17 protein-coding genes are annotated in these 15,920 nt (G+C 66.1%); 9 read left to right on the top strand and 8 right to left on the bottom strand.

Features of this window, described 5'->3' with window-relative positions:
• Positions 1–181 precede the first annotated feature (181 nt).
• Positions 182–1,576 (top strand): M23 family metallopeptidase, encoded by a 1,395-nt coding sequence (locus DES47_RS21150; protein WP_243748415.1) that lies wholly within the window; start codon positions 182–184, stop codon positions 1,574–1,576.
• Positions 1,577–1,602: 26 nt separating this feature from the next.
• Positions 1,603–2,718, top strand: coding sequence for an anhydro-N-acetylmuramic acid kinase (locus DES47_RS21145; RefSeq protein ID WP_208115078.1), 1,116 nt, complete (start codon positions 1,603–1,605; stop codon positions 2,716–2,718).
• 43 nt (positions 2,719–2,761) lie between these two features.
• Here DES47_RS21145 and erpA read toward each other — a convergent pair whose 3' ends face one another.
• From erpA to rplM, 3 genes are all read right to left on the bottom strand, one after another.
• Positions 2,762–3,139, bottom strand: a complete 378-nt coding sequence (gene erpA / locus DES47_RS21140; protein ID WP_133702751.1) for an iron-sulfur cluster insertion protein ErpA — start codon at positions 3,137–3,139, stop codon at positions 2,762–2,764.
• A gap of 207 nt (positions 3,140–3,346) precedes the next feature.
• Positions 3,347–3,739 carry a 30S ribosomal protein S9 gene (gene rpsI, locus DES47_RS21135; protein ID WP_133702750.1) on the bottom strand — a complete coding sequence of 131 codons (393 nt, stop codon included), beginning with the start codon at positions 3,737–3,739 and terminating at the stop codon, positions 3,347–3,349.
• 9 nt (positions 3,740–3,748) lie between these two features.
• Positions 3,749–4,177, bottom strand: a complete 429-nt coding sequence (gene rplM / locus DES47_RS21130) for a 50S ribosomal protein L13 (RefSeq protein ID WP_133702749.1) — start codon at positions 4,175–4,177, stop codon at positions 3,749–3,751.
• A 293-nt stretch (positions 4,178–4,470) separates the two neighbouring features.
• Here rplM and DES47_RS21125 point away from each other — a divergent pair, with 293 nt between their 5' ends.
• From DES47_RS21125 to DES47_RS21115, 3 genes are all read left to right on the top strand, one after another.
• Positions 4,471–5,217, top strand: coding sequence for a GNAT family N-acetyltransferase (locus DES47_RS21125; RefSeq protein WP_166652111.1), 747 nt, complete (start codon positions 4,471–4,473; stop codon positions 5,215–5,217).
• A 137-nt stretch (positions 5,218–5,354) separates the two neighbouring features.
• Positions 5,355–6,191 carry a DUF2726 domain-containing protein gene (locus DES47_RS21120; protein WP_133702748.1) on the top strand — a complete coding sequence of 279 codons (837 nt, stop codon included), beginning with the start codon at positions 5,355–5,357 and terminating at the stop codon, positions 6,189–6,191.
• A gap of 48 nt (positions 6,192–6,239) precedes the next feature.
• Positions 6,240–7,256: a serine/threonine protein kinase gene (locus DES47_RS21115; protein ID WP_341800637.1), complete on the top strand. Its 1,017-nt coding sequence runs from the start codon at positions 6,240–6,242 to the stop codon at positions 7,254–7,256.
• On the opposite strand, the gene htpG is transcribed toward DES47_RS21115, so the two are convergent.
• The 4 genes from htpG to tldD form a co-directional block, all read right to left on the bottom strand.
• A complete protein-coding gene (htpG, locus tag DES47_RS21110) occupies positions 7,253–9,121 on the bottom strand; it encodes a molecular chaperone HtpG (RefSeq protein ID WP_133702747.1) in 1,869 nt (622 codons plus the stop codon). The two genes, DES47_RS21115 and htpG, sit on opposite strands and share 4 nt — an antisense overlap.
• 126 nt (positions 9,122–9,247) lie before the next feature.
• On the bottom strand, positions 9,248–9,556 hold the full coding sequence (locus DES47_RS21105; RefSeq protein WP_133702746.1) for a hypothetical protein: 309 nt from the start codon (positions 9,554–9,556) through the stop codon (positions 9,248–9,250).
• A gap of 48 nt (positions 9,557–9,604) precedes the next feature.
• A complete protein-coding gene (locus DES47_RS21100; protein ID WP_133702745.1) occupies positions 9,605–10,732 on the bottom strand; it encodes a 3-deoxy-7-phosphoheptulonate synthase in 1,128 nt (375 codons plus the stop codon).
• A gap of 201 nt (positions 10,733–10,933) precedes the next feature.
• Positions 10,934–12,397 (bottom strand): metalloprotease TldD, encoded by a 1,464-nt coding sequence (gene tldD / locus DES47_RS21095; RefSeq protein WP_133702744.1) that lies wholly within the window; start codon positions 12,395–12,397, stop codon positions 10,934–10,936.
• 139 nt (positions 12,398–12,536) lie between these two features.
• Here tldD and DES47_RS21090 point away from each other — a divergent pair, with 139 nt between their 5' ends.
• Positions 12,537–12,875 (top strand): hypothetical protein, encoded by a 339-nt coding sequence (locus DES47_RS21090; RefSeq protein ID WP_133702743.1) that lies wholly within the window; start codon positions 12,537–12,539, stop codon positions 12,873–12,875.
• Between the two features lie 61 nt (positions 12,876–12,936).
• On the opposite strand, the gene rsmI is transcribed toward DES47_RS21090, so the two are convergent.
• Entirely contained in the window at positions 12,937–13,860 is a 924-nt protein-coding gene (rsmI, locus tag DES47_RS21085; protein WP_133702885.1) for a 16S rRNA (cytidine(1402)-2'-O)-methyltransferase, read from the bottom strand.
• Between rsmI and DES47_RS21080 the strand changes: the two genes are divergently transcribed.
• The 3 genes from DES47_RS21080 to DES47_RS21070 all read left to right on the top strand — a co-directional run bounded on the left by DES47_RS21080 (position 13,859) and on the right by DES47_RS21070 (position 15,817).
• Positions 13,859–14,242 carry a YraN family protein gene (locus tag DES47_RS21080; RefSeq protein ID WP_133702742.1) on the top strand — a complete coding sequence of 128 codons (384 nt, stop codon included), beginning with the start codon at positions 13,859–13,861 and terminating at the stop codon, positions 14,240–14,242. The two genes, rsmI and DES47_RS21080, sit on opposite strands and share 2 nt — an antisense overlap.
• Positions 14,243–14,553: 311 nt before the next feature.
• Positions 14,554–15,141 carry an SIS domain-containing protein gene (locus tag DES47_RS21075; protein ID WP_133702741.1) on the top strand — a complete coding sequence of 196 codons (588 nt, stop codon included), beginning with the start codon at positions 14,554–14,556 and terminating at the stop codon, positions 15,139–15,141.
• A 43-nt stretch (positions 15,142–15,184) separates the two neighbouring features.
• Positions 15,185–15,817, top strand: coding sequence for a BON domain-containing protein (locus DES47_RS21070; protein ID WP_133702740.1), 633 nt, complete (start codon positions 15,185–15,187; stop codon positions 15,815–15,817).
• Positions 15,818–15,920: the final 103 nt, after the last annotated feature.

Here is a 15,920-nt window from a genome sequence, read left to right as displayed (position 1 = left end):
ACGGCGGGGGTGGCTGGGTATACTGCGCCCTCGGCCCAAAAATGCGGGATTGACTGTGCGGTTTCGCACAGACAACCGGCAGCCGGATTCTAGTGGACGCCTCAGGCGTCCGTTGCCAACCAGGTGAGACCCAGTCAGTACGGGGCGAACCAGAACAGAGCCCTTGCGGCACCCGCCCATAGTGACTGACTGGATCCAGGAACTGAAACTCGGCTTTATCGGTGCAGCACAGCGCACCGAGACCTTCGCCGCCAAGCACCCGCGCGCCCTCACCGGCACCGTCGTGGGGCTGCTCAGCGGCTTTGCCGTCACCGCCTTCGGTATCGCGCCGCTGTCGCCCGATGCCGCAGATCTGCCGCGCCAGGTGATCACCGAATCGGTGGTGAACATCGATCTGGAAGCCCAGCTGGCAGCCTTGGCCGCCCATGAGCTTGAACTGACCCGCAACGACCTGACCCGCGGCAGTGACACTGCAGACAGCCTGCTGCGCCGCCTCGGTGCCTTCGACCCCCAGGCCGCCGCGTTTCTGCGCACAGACGCTCTGGGCAAGCGCGTCCTTCAAGGCCGCCCTGGCAAGCGCGTGCAAGTGCTGGCCGACGCCTCCGGCCGTGTCGAATCGCTGATCGTGCGCTTCCCCGCCGAGCGCGCCGAGCAGGCCAACACCCATTTCAGCCGCCTGAGCATCAAGCGCGGCGAGCAGGGTTTCAGCTCGCAACTGGAAGCCGTACCGCTGCGCACCCAGGTCAAGCTGGGCAGTGGCAGCGTGCGCTCCTCGCTGTTCGCCGCCACCGACGAGGCCGGCATCCCTGACGCCATTGCCACGCAGATGGCCGACATGCTGTCGGGCGACATCGACTTCCACCGCGATCTGCGCAAGGGCGACCGCTTCTCGGTCGTTTACGAAACCCTGACCGCCGATGGTGAGCCCATCACCTGGGACGGCTCTGCAGGCCGCGTGCTCGCCGCCGAGTTCGTCAACAACGGCCGCGCCTACTCGGCCGTCTGGTTCAAGGACAGCGCCAGCGGCAAGGGCAGCTTCTACAGCTTCGACGGCCAGAACAAGCGTCGAGCCTTCCTGGCCAGCCCGATGGAGTTCTCGCGCGTGACCTCAGGGTTCGCGATGCGCTTCCACCCGATCCTGCAGAAGTGGCGCGCCCATCTGGGCACCGACTTCGGTGCCCCCACCGGCACGCCGGTGCGCACCGTCGGCGATGGCGCGGTCGAGTTTGCCGGCTGGCAGAACGGCTTCGGCAATGTCGTGCACATCCGCCATGCCGGTGATCGCACCACCGTCTATGCGCACCTGAGCCGCATCGACGTCAAGAAGGGCCAGCGGGTCGAGCAAGGCCAGCGGGTCGGCGCGGTCGGTGCCACCGGCTGGGCCACCGGCCCGCATCTGCACTTCGAATTCCGCGTCAATGGCCAGCACCAGGACCCGCGCCTGATCGCCAAGGCCTCGGAAAGCATTCCGCTGCCCGCCACCGCCCGCGCCCAGTTCGGCGAGCTGGTGGCCAGCATCAAGACCCAGCTGACCGTGGCTGAGTCCATAGGCACGGGCGTCAGCGGCGCTGACTGAGCCCGCCGGCCGCCCCGGCAGCCCTCATGAGCGAGCACTACATCGGACTGATGTCCGGCACCTCGATGGACGGGGTGGACGGGGTGCTCGCCGCCTTTGACAGCCGGATTCAGGTGCTGGAGCACTGCCATCAGCCCTTCGACGACACACTGCGCGCCGAGCTGCTGGCGCTGAACAGCCCCGGCGCCAACGAATTGCACCGCGGCGCGCTGGCCGCCAATGCGATCGCCCGAGCCTACGCCGCGGTGACGGCCAAACTGCTGCAACGCAGCCAGTTCCGCCCCGACCAGATCACGGCCATCGGTGCCCACGGCCAGACCGTGCGCCACCGGCCCGGCGCCGTCGATGGCGTTGGCTACACCCTGCAACTGCTCAATGGCAGCCTGCTGGCCGAACTCGGCGGCATCGACGTGGTCTGCGACCTGCGCAGCCGCGATCTGGCCGCCGGTGGCCAGGGTGCGCCGCTGGTGCCGGCGTTTCACCGCGCCTTGTTCGGACGGCCGGAGCAGTCGGTTGCGGTACTGAACGTCGGCGGCATCAGCAATATCAGCCTGCTCTGCGCCGACGGCAGCACCACCGGCTTCGACACTGGCCCGGGCAACTGCCTGATGGACCTGTGGGCGCTGCGCCATCTGGGCCAGGCCTATGACGCCGGCGGCGCCTGGGCCGCCGGCGGCCAGGTCCTGCCCGAGCTGCTGACGGCGCTGCTGGCCGAGCCCTTCTTCGCCAGCCCGCCGCCACGCAGCACCGGGCGCGATCTGTTCAACGCGGCCTGGCTGGATACCCATCTGAGCCGCCACGCGGCCGCCGCCTCGCCCCAGGACGTGCAGACCACCCTGCTGGAGCTCAGCGCCGCCTGCGCCAGCCAAGCATTGCAGGCGTACGCCCCGGAAGCCATCGAACTGCTGGTCTGCGGTGGCGGCGTATTCAACAGCACGCTGATGGACCGCCTGCAGGCCAGGCTGCCAACGCTGCAGGTGCTGAGCACCGATCAGCGTGGCCTGCCGGCGATGCAGGTCGAGGCCGCGGCCTTTGCCTGGCTGGCTCGGCAGTTCAACCTGCGCGCGCCGGGCAATCTGCCCCAGGTCACCGGCGCTACGGGCCCCAGAGTGCTGGGCGCCCTATACCCTGCCGGCCAATAGAAGAAGCCGCCCGGAGGCGGCCTTTGATCGTTGTAGCGGGGACTCAGACCGAGAAGCTGGAACCACAGCCGCAGCTGGTGGTCGCATTCGGGTTCTTGATCACGAACTGGGCGCCTTGCAGGTCATCCTTGTAGTCGATCTCGGCGCCGGTCAAGTACTGCAGGCTCATCGCGTCAATCAGCAGCGTGACGCCGTTCTTGTGCATCTGCGTGTCGTCTTCGTTGACGACTTCGTCGAACTGGAAGCCGTACTGGAAGCCCGAGCAACCACCGCCCTGCACGAACACGCGCAGCTTCAGGTCCGGATTGCCCTCTTCGGCCACCAGGTCGCGCACCTTGTCGGCGGCGCTGTCGGTGAACACCAGCGGAGGCGGCGGCATATCGTCTGCGACGACGGAAAGATTTTCTGCGACTGCGTTCATGGCGATTCCTGGAGTTCTGGGGCTGTCACTTGAGATGAGGCCCCAAGCGGTCAAGTTCAATAGCTGCGGCCGCATCTTCACACAGCGGCCAAAGCCCTGCAATGCCCGGGACTTTGCCGAACTCGGCAAAAAGCGGCGCACAAACAAACAAGGCCGCAGAAGCGGCCTTGTCTTGTGATCCCGTGAGGGTTCGGTACAGCGCTGAAATTAGCGCTTGCTGAACTGCTTACGACGACGAGCGCCGTGCAGACCGACCTTCTTACGTTCCACTTCACGCGAGTCACGCGTGACGAAGCCTGCGCGGCTCAGATCCGGCTTCAAAGCCGCATCGTAGTCGATCAGTGCGCGGGTGATGCCGTGACGCACAGCGCCGGCCTGACCCGATTCGCCGCCGCCCTTGACGCTGATCTTCAGGTCAAATGCTTCGCCGTTATTGGTCAACATCAGCGGCTGCTTGACGACCATGATCGAGGTCTGGCGACCGAAATACTGTTCAACGGGCTTGCCGTTGACCAGGATCTGGCCCGAACCTTTTTTCATGAACACGCGAGCCACAGAAGACTTGCGACGGCCTGTGCCGTAGTTCCAGTTTCCGATCATCACCGCTCCTTAGATTTCCAGCGCTTTGGGCTGCTGGGCGGTGTGCGGATGCGTGGCACCTGCATACACCTTCAGCTTCTTGACCATCGCATAACCCAGCGGCCCCTTGGGCAGCATGCCCTTGACGGCCTTTTCCAGGGCGCGGCCCGGATGCTTGGCTTGCATGTCCTTGAACTTGGTGGCGTAGATGCCGCCCGGGAAGCCCGAATGACGGTAGTACACCTTGTCATTGGCCTTGTTGCCGGTCACGCGGAGCTTTTCCGCGTTGATGATGACGATAAAATCACCGGTGTCCACGTGAGGCGTGTAAATGGCCTTGTGCTTGCCGCGCAAACGGAGTGCCACTTCGCTGGCAACACGTCCGAGCACCTTGTCGGTGGCGTCAATCACAAACCACTCGTGCGTCACTTCGGCCGGTTTGGCGCTGAAGGTTTTCATGAGTTTCTTTCGAGTCATCCGGCCCCTGCACGAAGCAAAAGGCAAGATGTGTCGTTTGGCTTCTAAATGGAGAACGTTGCGACCGTGCTCGGTGCCGCTTGTGTGAACTGCGACCTCTCGCTGTTACCGCAACGCTTCTTTCCCGGAAGCCAGATTCGGGAAAGTCGAACAGTATATCCCAGATTACCTCTTGCTGAAAAGTCGCAGACAAGCTGGAGCAGCTGACGGCAAAGCCACGGGTACACAGAAACCGCTGGTCAGCCGGATAAAATCAGGGTAAATACTTAATTCACATGAACACCGACTCCTCCACCGACAGCGGCGACGACGCCCACCCCGCCAGCGCGCTGACCCAAATGGGCGCAGCCCTGAGCCAGGCGCCGGGTGCGGTCTTCAAGGCCTGGTCGTCGTGGGTGCCGATACGTTCCTTGGCACCACGTCACCGCGCTCGCATCCTGACCCATTTGCTGAGTCTGGGGCCCGACGACAGATACCTGCGTTTCGGCTATCCGGCCTCGGATGAGCAGATCGGCCGCTATGCCGAATCGCTGAACTTCGAGCGCGACGAGGTGCTGGGCATCTTCAACCGCCGGTTGCAGCTGATAGCGATGGCACACCTGGCCTATGAGCCCGCGCCACAGCTGCCCGACAAGCCGCCCATGGTCGAGTTCGGTGTGTCGGTGCTGAACAAGAACCGCGGGCGGGGTTTTGGCGCACGCCTGTTCGAGCATGCCGCCCTGCATGCCCGCAACCGCGGCATAGACACGATGTTCATTCACGCGCTGAGCGAAAACACGGCCATGCTGCGCATTGCCCGCAATGCCGGCGCCACCGTCGAGCGTGACGGGCCGGATTCCGAGGCCTGGCTGCGCCTGCCTCCGGACTCGGTGTCGTCCCACGTCGGCGAGGCCATCGAGCGCCATGCCGCCGAGCTGGACTTCCAGCTCAAGCGCCACGCCCATGCGGTCGGCGAGTTCATCGAAGCCATCGGTGAAGTGAAGTCCGGCGTCAGCGATACCCGCCGCGCCGGCCGCGAATAGACCGCGCCCACCACATGCCCGGCATCTCACCCCCGGCTCTGGGGGTAGCACCTGAGCGGGCCGCTCATTACTATCCGTTACAGTAAAAAGTTGGCATTGCAGCCGCAGTGCCCCATACGTGAAGCGTCGTTCGGGACATGCAAACCACCCTGCTGTGGACACTTGCGCTGTTGCTGGTCGCCATTTTGTCCCCCGCCCTTGTGCTGTGGGTCAAGAGGCGTCCGACGGCAGACAACCAGGCACTGCCCAATGAGTGGGCGGTAGCGGCACGCCCCGTATTCAATACCGATGAGCGCCGCATCTACCGCCTGCTGCGCGAGGCTCTGCCCCACCATGTGCTGCTGGCCAAGCTGCCGCTGGTGCGCTTCTGCCAGCCGACCGATGCCAAGGAAGTGCGCTACTGGTACGAACTGCTGGGCGCCGTCCATGTGAGCTTTGTCGTCTGCAGCCCCAATGGGCGGGTGCTGGCGGCACTGGACCTCGATACCGGCCGCGAGCCCTCGCAGCGCAGCCTGCAGATCAAGCAATCGGTGCTGGCAGCCTGCCGCATCCGCTATCTGCGCTGCACCGCCGACAACCTGCCCAGCGTGGCCGAACTGCAGTTGCTGGTGCCATTCAGCAATGCCGCGGCGCGCGGCCCACAGCCGGCGCCGGCGCCGGGGAGCCTACCGAGTGCTGCCATGGCCACCAAGTCTGCAGCGGCCAAGCGCGGCGAGCGTAATGCGCTGTGGCAGGACTCGACGGTGTTTCAGGACTCCTTCTTCGCGCCCGACAACCGCTTCGACTCGCTCAGCGGCAACGACTTCCCGCAGCCGGGTGCCATCGCCACCGCCAAGCTCGCTCCCGCCCGGCTGAGCGCCGTGGGCAACGAGCGCCCGCTGCCCGAGCCGATCTATGCCCACGAAGACGCACCGGATGACATCGTCGGCATCGTCGTCGATGGGGCGTCGCCCAGAGTCGCCGCCAACCGCTGATTGGCCCGGCGCAGGCCCGAGCGCACTGCATGCGCTACCCTGCGCGGCATGAACATGACTCTGGATGCCGGCTTCGCCGAGCTCACCCCCGACCGAATGCTGGACGCGCTGGAGGCCGTGGGCCTGCGCTGCGACGGCCGCATGCTGCAGCTCAACTCCTATGAAAACCGCGTGATCCAGGTCCATCTGGAGGATGGCCCAGTGGCGGTGGCCAAGTTCTACCGCCCTGCGCGCTGGACCGATGCGCAGATACTCGAAGAGCACCAGTTCGCACTGGAACTGGCCGCCGCCGAAGTGCCGATGGTTGCGCCCTGGACCCTGCAGCCACCGACGGTGGAAGGCATGCATTTGGTCGGGGACCCGGCCACGCTGGCGGTCTCTGGCGCACAGCGCTTCAGCGTCTCGCCACGCTGCGGCGGTCGCGCCCCCGAGCTGGACGATCCCGACACCTTGACCTGGATCGGCCGTTTCATCGCCCGCCTGCATCTGGTCGGCCGTCAGCGCCCGTTCGAGCACCGCGTCAGCTGGGTGGGTGCGCAACCGGCGATCGATGCCCGAGACTGGCTGCTGGCACACGACTCGGTGCCGCTGGAGATGCAGGCCAAATGGCTGGACTCGGTGAACCGCTCGATCGAGGCGATCACCGCCGCCTATGAGGCCGTGCCCGAGCTACGCACGCTGCGCCTGCACGGCGACTGCCACCCCGGCAACATCCTGTGGACGCCGGACAAGGGCCCGCATTTCGTCGATCTGGACGATGCCTGCACCGGCCCGGCGATACAGGACTTGTGGATGCTGCTGTCCGGTGACGATCTGGCCAAGCGCCAGCAGCTGGCCTGCGTGCTGGAAGGCTACGAGACCTTCTGCGACTTCGACCGCCGCGAGCTGCGCCTGATCGAGCCGCTGCGCTGCGTGCGCATGATCCACCACAGCGCCTGGCTGGCCAAGCGCTGGGGCGATCCGGCCTTTCCGATCGCGTTTCCCTGGTTCGGGGATCACGCCTACTGGAACGACCAGATCACCCGCCTCGGCGAGCAGCTCGAGGCGATGGAAGAGGCTGTTTAGCCGACCAGCAAGGCGTTGATGCGCCGCACATAGGCCGCAGGATCTTCCAGGTGCCCGCCCTCGGCCAGCACGGCCTGGTCGAACAACACCTGGGCCAGATCGTCGAAGTGCGCGCTGCCGTCGAGCTTCTTGACCAGCGCGTGGTCGGCGTTGACCTCCAGCGTCGGCAGCCCGGTCGGCGCCTGCTGGCCGGCCTGCTTCAGCAGACGGGCCAGATGGCCGCTGACATCGCCCGCTTCGACGACGATACAGGCCGGTGAGTCCACCAGGCGCGTGGTCACGCGCACGTCCTTGGCGCGGGCCTTCAGCGACTCCTTCAAACGGTCCAGCACGGGCTTGAAGGCGGTGGCCACTTCCTCGGCCTTCTTCTTCTCTTCCTCGTCCTGCAGGCTGCCCAGATCGACGGCGCCCTTGGCCACGCTCTGCAGCTGCTTGCCGTCGAACTCGAACAGATGCGACAGCATCCACTCATCGACACGGTCGGTCAGCAGCAGCACCTCGATGCCCTTCTTGCGGAAGATCTCCAGCTGCGGGCTGTTCTTGGCCGCGGCCAAGGTGTCGGCGGTGATGTAGTAGATCGGCTCCTGGCCTTCCTTCATCCGCGACACATAGTCGGCCAGGGACACGCCCTCGTCGGCATGGGTGGAGGCAAAGCGCAGCAGCTTGGCCAGGCGCTCCTGGTTCTGATGGTCTTCGCCGACGCCCTCCTTCAGCACCGAGCCGAAGTCCTTCCAGAAGGCGGCGTACTTCTCGGCCTGGTTCTCGGCCAGGTCTTCCAGCATCGCCAGCACGCGCTTGGTCGAACCCTCGCGAATGACCTTCACATCGCGGCTTTCCTGCAGCAGCTCACGCGACACGTTCAGTGGCAGATCGGCCGAGTCGATCACGCCCTTGACGAAGCGCAGGTAGACCGGCATCAGCGCCTCGGCGTCGTCCATGATGAAGACGCGCTTGACGTAGAGCTTGACGCCGCCGCGCTTGTCTCGGTTCCACAGATCGAACGGGGCCTTGGCCGGGATGAACAGCAGCTGCGTGTACTCGCTGCGGCCCTCGACGCGGTTGTGCGTGTAGGCCAGCGGGGGCTCGGTGTCGTAGCTGATCTGCTTGTAGAACTCGGTGTACTGCTCCTCGGTGATCTCGCTCTTGCTGCGCGTCCACAGCGCGGCGGCCTTGTTGACCGTTTCCCACTCGTCGGTCACGGTGGACTCGGCCTTCTCGGCGTTCCACTCTTCCTTGCGCATCAGGATGGGCAGCGAGATGTGGTCGGAGTACTTGCTGATCACCGACTTCAGGCGCCAGGTCTTCAGGAACTCTTCCTCGCCCTCGCGCAGATGCAAGGTCACGGCCGTGCCGCGCTCGGGCAGGTTGATGGTCTCGACCTCGAAGTCGCCCGTGCCCTCGGAGCTCCAGCGCACGCCCTGGTCGGCGGGCAGACCGGCGCGGCGGGTTTCCACCGTCATGCGGTCGGCGACGATGAAGCCGGAGTAGAAGCCAACGCCGAACTGGCCGATCAGGCTGGCGTCCTTCTTCTGGTCGCCTTCGAGCTTGTCCATGAACTCGCGGGTGCCGCTCTTGGCAATCGTGCCCAGGTGAGCGATCGCCTCGTCGGCGCTCATGCCTATGCCGTTGTCGCGGATGGTCAGGGTCCTGGCCTCGGCGTCGAAGCTGACGCGCACCTCCAGATTGGGCGCGTCCTCGAACAGCGCGGCATTGTCCAGTGCCTCGAAGCGCAGCTTGTCGCAGGCGTCGGACGCGTTCGAGACCAGCTCGCGCAGGAAGATTTCCTTGTTGGAGTACAGCGAGTGGGTGACCAGGTGCAGGACCTGCTTGACCTCGGCCTGAAATGAATGGGTTTTCTTGTCCATCGTAGGGCGACCTCTAGATTTTGGGTTCGGAAAGCGCAGCATGCCGGGCAAGCCCGGCGGCGCACAAGAGATGGGGGCCGGCCGCCCGGTTTCAAGAGGGGCGGAGGGGCGGGAGGGGGCGGAGGCTCAGCGCGCCGTCAGCGCCACCAGGTCCACCCGCACCTGGCCCTTGCTGAGCGCGGCGCTGACGGCGCGGGCGTACTGCTGAGCCCATTCCTCGTTCTGGAAGGCCACCAGGCCTACCGCGTTGGCAACCGACAGTATCTTGTCCACTGCCAGCACCTTGCCAGAGCCGCGCATCGGCTCGCACTCATTGAGCAGGAACTGCTGGTCCAGCCAGGTGCGCGCCTCCTCGTACGACATCGCCTCCAAGCCATCGAGGGCAATGCCCACCTCTTCACCCGGACCAAAGCTGACGATCACTTCGTGGCGCATCGCGTTCCCCTCATGCTGAATCCAGCCCCGATTGTCGGGGCTGAGCCCTCAGGCGTTCAAGCGTCTTGCGCGCACCGCTTGATCCAGGACAGCCATCAGCTCCACCGAGGCGTCCCAGCCCAGGCAGGCGTCGGTGATGCTCTGGCCATAAACCAGCTTGGCCGGATCGTCCTTGCCGGGGCTGAACTTCTGCGCGCCGGCAGTGAGGTGGCTCTCGACCATCAGACCGAACACGCGCTTGCTGCCTGCCTTGATCTGCTCGGCCACGTCGCGGGCCACATCCAGCTGGCGCTCATGGTTCTTGCTGCTGTTGGCATGGGAGCAGTCCACCATCAGGGTCTGCTCCAGCTTGGCCGACTCCAGGTCCTTGCAGGCGGCGGCAACGCTGGCGGCGTCATAGTTCGGCGCCTTGCCGCCGCGCAGGATCACATGGCAATCCTTGTTGCCCTTGGTCTCGACGATGGCGACCTGGCCGTTCTTGTGCACCGACAGGAAGTGATGGCCGCGGGCCGCCGCCTGTATCGCGTCGGTGGCGATCTTGATATTGCCGTCGGTGCCGTTCTTGAAACCTATCGGCGCCGACAGGCCCGAGGCCAACTCGCGGTGCACCTGGCTCTCGGTGGTGCGTGCGCCGATCGCGCCCCAGCTGATCAGGTCACCGATGTACTGCGGCGATATCACGTCCAGGAACTCGCTGCCGGCCGGCAAGCCCAGGCGGTTGATCTCCAGCAGCAGCTGGCGGGCCATGCGCAGGCCCTCGTCGATGCGGTAGCTCTCGTCCAGATAGGGGTCGTTGATCATGCCCTTCCAGCCCACCGTGGTGCGGGGCTTCTCGAAGTACACGCGCATCACGATCTCCAGCGTGTCGGCGTACTTGTCGCGCATCTCCTTCAGGCGCTTGGCGTACTCGACAGCGGCGGCCGGATCGTGGATCGAGCAGGGCCCGATGATCAGCAACAGCCGGTCGCTCTTGCCATGCATGATGTCGCGGATCTGGCGCCGCGTGTTGACAACCAGCGATTCCATCGCCGTGCCGCTGATCGGGAAGAAGCGGATCAGATGCTCGGGCGGCGGCAGCGGCGTGATGTCGCGGATGCGTTCGTCATCGGTCTGACTCGTCTTGTCCTGCGGCGAGTACCAGCGTTCGGCCTGGTGCGCGGATTTGGCTGCGTTCATGCTTGGAGCTCCGGTGTAGCAAAAGTCGATCAAAGTGGCGAGGCGAAAAAAAACCGCCGGGTGGGGACCCGGCGGTTTCTAGGATTCGGTCTGTGCTTGTCTCAAGCCCTGCCCTCTCCTCCGCCGGTGCGGTGCGAGAACCAAAAGAAGGCAAAGAAAAACTTGGGGAAGCGCATGGGGACCAAATGTAGCACGGCTTTTTCAGGCGGTCCCGCCGACCGTCAGCCCATCGATGCGCAGCGTCGGCTGGCCCACGCCCACCGGCACGCTCTGGCCCTCCTTGCCGCAGACACCGACGCCGGTGTCCAGCTGCATATCGTTGCCGATCATGCTGATATGGGTCAGCGCCTCGGGGCCGTTGCCGATCAAGGTCGCGCCCTTGACCGGGTACTGGATCTTGCCGTTCTCGACCCAGAAGGCCTCCGACGCCGAGAACACGAACTTGCCGCTGGTGATGTCCACCTGACCGCCGCCGAAGTTGGTCGCGTACAGACCCTTCTTGATCGAGGCGATCACCTCCTCGGGCGTCTTCTTGCCGGCCAGCATGTAGGTGTTGGTCATGCGCGGCATCGGCATATGGGCATAGCTCTCGCGCCGGCCGTTGCCGGTGGGCTTCACGCCCATCAGGCGCGCATTCATGCTGTCCTGGATGTAGCCGCGCAGGATGCCGTCCTCGATCAGCACATTGCGCTGGCTGGGGTTGCCCTCGTCATCGACATTGAGCGAGCCGCGGCGGTCGGCGATCGTGCCGTCGTCCAGCACGGTCACGCCCTTGGCGGCAACGCGCTGGCCGATGCGGCCGGCGAAGGTGCTGGAGCCCTTGCGGTTGAAGTCGCCCTCCAGGCCATGACCGACGGCCTCGTGCAAGAGCACGCCGGGCCAGCCCGGGCCCAGCACCACGGTCATGACGCCGGCGGGGGCAGGTCTTGACTCCAGATTGGTCAGCGCTGCATTGACCGCCTGCTGCACATAGCTCTCAATCATCGCGTCGGTAAAGTAGGCCAAGCCGAAGCGGCCACCGCCGCCACCGGAGCCGACCTCGCGGCGGCCGTTCTGCTCGGCAATCACCGTCAGGCTCAGCCGCACCAAGGGGCGCACATCGGCGGCCAGGGTGCCATCGGCGCGGGCGATCAGCACCACCTCGTGCTCGGCGGCCAGGCCGGCCATCACCTGCACGATGCGCGGGTCCTTGGAGCGGGCCAGCTTCTCGGTCTTCTCCAGCAGCGCCACCTTCTGCGTGCTGTCCAGGCTGGCGATAGGGTCGTCGCGACCATACAGCATGCGGCCTTGCGCGATCGTCGCCTTGGCCGGCACCTTGACCTTGCGGCTCTGGCCGGCGCTTGCAATGCTGCGCACCGTGCGTGCGGCGTCCAGCAGGGCGGCTTCGGAGATGTCATCGGAGTAGGCGAATGCCGTCTTCTCGCCGGCCACCGCGCGCACGCCCACGCCCTGGTCGATGCTGAAGCTGCCGCTCTTCACAATGCCCTCTTCCAGGCTCCAGCCTTCGCTGCGCGTGGTCTGGAAATAGAGGTCGGCATCATCGACGCGGTGCTCAGTGATCAGCCGCAGCGCTTTGCTCAGCACCGGTTCGCTCAGACCAAAGGGCTCCAACAGCAGCGTACGTGCCAGTTGCAGGCGTTCAAGAGTGGGTTCGCGCGAGATCATGGCCGCATTGTAGGAGGCATGGGCCGGCAATCGTCGGTAACAGACCTTTACGTCTTGGCCGTCGTCCGATTGACCCTGCTGGCGTTGTAGAGCCACGGGCCCGCCGAACCACTCAACACCTCAGCCAACAGGATCAAATATGAACAGCTTCAAGACCCTCATCGCCACCGCCGTTTTTGCTTCGATCAGCGCCGCCAGCCTGGCTCAAACGCCTGCTGCGGCCACCGCACCGGCACCGGCCGCCAAGACCACCGCAGCGGTCGCAACACCGGCCGCAACGCCAGCCACTCCGGCAACACCGGCCGTGAGCGCCAAGGCTGAAGCCCCGGCAGCGAAGGCCGACGCCAAGATCGCCGCCAAGACGGCCGCCGCCACCGCCAAGCCGGCAGCCAAGACCGTCAAGCATGCCAAGCATGCGAAGAAGCCGGCTGCTGCGCCGACCGCCACTCCGGCTGCGGCCCCCAAGCCTGCCGTCTGATCCGGCAGCAACAGGCTGAGAAGGCACGCCGCCCGTGCGGCGTGCCCCTCAGCTGACTCATTCAGACTTGATCGCCCGCCTTCTTCAAGGCCAGCGCATGCTCATACAGGGCATTGCGCGGCGACCCCGACAACTCCGCCGCCAGCGACACCGCCTGCTTCAGCGGCAGTTCGCGCATCAGCACCAACAGCGCCCGCGTGGCGGCCGGCGGCAACGCGGCCTCATCGACGGCGACAGACGGTGCCGCATGCAGCACGAGCACGAACTCACCGCGGGCGCGCATCGCGTCGGCCTGCATCCAGGCCGGCAGGTCGACAGCCAGCATCGTGTTGACGGCCTCGAACTGCTTGGTCAGCTCGCGGCAGACCGTCACCCGGCGTTCGGGCAGCAGTTCGGCCAGCAGATCGGTCAGCGCATTGATGCGGTGCGGTGCCTCGAACAGCACCTGCGCACGCGGGCTTGCGGCCAGTGCCAGCAGGGCCTCGCGCCGCTCGCCGGCCTTGGTCGGCAAAAACCCTGAAAAGACGAAGCCGTCGGCCTGCACATCGCCGGCCACGCTCAGCGCCGTCACCGCGCTGCTGGCGCCGGGCACCGGGAACACTCGCAGGCCCTGTTGAGCAACGGCGGCCACCAGCACCGCGCCGGGGTCGGAGATCGCCGGCGTGCCGGCATCGCTGACATAGGCAACGCGCTGGCCCGCTCGCAGCCGCTCCAGTACCTGGCCCGAGGCCGCATGCTCGTTGTGCTGGTGCAGGGCGACCAAGGGCTTGTCCAGCCCCAGGTGGCGCAGCAAGCCGCCGGTGACGCGGGTGTCCTCGCAGGCCACAGCGTCCACCAGGCTCAAGACCTGGATCGCACGCAGAGTCAGGTCGGCCAGGTTGCCGATAGGCGTGGCCACGACATACAGTGTCGAGGCGGGATACTGTTGGCCACCGGCAGCGGCGGCGGCGGCGTCACGCAACAGGGTGGAAGCGGAGGCATCAATGCTCAAGACGGGAACCTCCAAAGAGACCGGGGACCATGCCGAGACCTTGGCGCTGCGTTTCCTGAAGCGCCAGGGCCTGAGCCTGGTGGAGCGCAATTATCGAGTCGCGCGGGGCCCTACGGCACGCGGCGGCGAAGTGGACCTGATTGTGCGCGCCGCCGACGGCACCCTGGTCTTCGTCGAAGTCCGAGCCCGCGCCAGCAGCAGCCATGGCGGGGCGGCGGCCAGCATCACGGCGACCAAGCGGCGGCGGCTGATCTTCGCCGCCCAGCACTATCTGCTGCGCTGGGCCTCGCCGCCGCCCTGCCGTTTTGACGTGATTGCGGTGCAGGGCGATGTCATCGAATGGCTGCCTGCCGCGTTTGATGCTGGCAGAGGCTGAGAGGCCATCGGATGCCCCCGCGTGAGGCCACAAAACGGTCCCAATCTAGGCGCGACGCGCAGCCGGGGTTGGGTCCCGGCGAGGCGTTGCAACGACGAGTGGGCCCGCTTTGTGGCCTCACCCTGCGGGCCGGGGTACCCAAGACCGCTGGGGGGCGTTGCGCCGCTTGCCCAGGCGTCAGCCTGGGCGGCACGTCGCGCCTACCCCAGCGGCCTTGGCCGCCCCGGCGCGGGGGCATTCGATGGCCTCTCAGCCTCTGGAGCCCGGCTCCACCCCGGGCAAACCCTCAATCTGCCCTATGATCGCGCCTCATGCTTGAGCAAAGAATCCAACAGCACTTTTTCGAGAGCGCCGACCTGCAATATCAGGTGGCCGAAGCGCTGGCGCGCCCGGTGGCCGGCGCGGCCCAGGCCCTGGTTGACGGCATCACCGGCGGCGGACGGGTCATGTGTTGCGGCCACGGGCTGTCCAGCCTCGACGCCCACTATATGGCGGCCCTACTGCTGGGTCGCTTCGAACAGGATCGCCCGGCCCTGGCCGCCGTCGCCCTGGGCTTCGAGGCCCAGCTGAGCCTGGGCCCGGGCAGCGACAGCGGCACCATACTCACCCGCCAGGTCCAGGCCCTGGGCCATCCCGGCGATGTGCTGATGCTGTTCGATGCCCAGCAGGCCGCCCCCGGCGCGCTGCGCGAACTGCTGGACGCCGCCCACGCCCAGGACATGACGGTGATCGCGCTGACCGGCCAGGTGGACGAGGACCTGCGCTCGCGCCTGGTGGACACCGATGTGCATATCCGCGTGCCCCACAGCCGCGCCGCCCGCGTCAGCGAGATCCACCGGCTGCTGGCCCATTGCCTGTGCGACGCCGTTGATCTGCAACTGCTGGGCACTGGCGAATAGACCGCCCGCGGCCCCCACTTTCTTGCCCCCCGACAGGACTCCCATGAGCATTCAAAAGCATCTGCCCCGCTTCTTCGTCATCGCCGGCCTCGTCGGCGCCACCCTGCTGGGCACGGCCTGCGCGCCGCTGGTGGTGGGTGGCGCGATGGTGGGCGGTGCCCTGATGGCCACCGACCGCCGCACCTCGGGCATCCAGATCGAGGACCAGGGCATAGAGCTGAAGGCAGGCACCCGCGTGCGCGAGGTGCTGGGCGATCGCGGCCATGTCAGCATCAACAGCTACAACCGCCTGGTGCTTATCACCGGTGAGGTGGACAGCGAGGCCGACCGCACGGCCGTCGAGCAGGCGGTGTCACGGGTCGAGAATGTGCGCAACACCTTCAATGAACTGGCGGTGATGGGCAGCACCTCGCTGACCAGCCGCTCCAACGACGTGATCATCCGTAGCAAGGTCAAGGCCAGCCTGATCGACGCCAAGGACGTGATGAGCAATGCCTTCGACCTGCATGTCGAACGCGCCGTCGTCTATCTGATGGGCCGTGTCACCGAACGCGAGGCCACCCGCGCCACCGACATCGCGCGCAGCGTCAGCGGCGTGCAAAAGGTGGTGCAGGTGTTCGAGATCATCAGCGAGGCGGAGCTGGCGGAGATGTTGCCCAAGCCCAAAGCTCAGTGAGGCTGGGACCCCGGATTGCATCCGGGCTTGTATGTTCGGGGCAGCACCTTCAGACGCAGCGACTGAGGGTGCCGAGGTGGAGGGACTATCCGGGCTATCTGCC

This window comes from Roseateles toxinivorans, assembly GCF_004362525.1.
GTDB lineage: Bacteria > Pseudomonadota > Gammaproteobacteria > Burkholderiales > Burkholderiaceae_C > Paucibacter > Paucibacter toxinivorans.
This window is presented reverse-complemented; position numbering and strand designations above follow the sequence as displayed.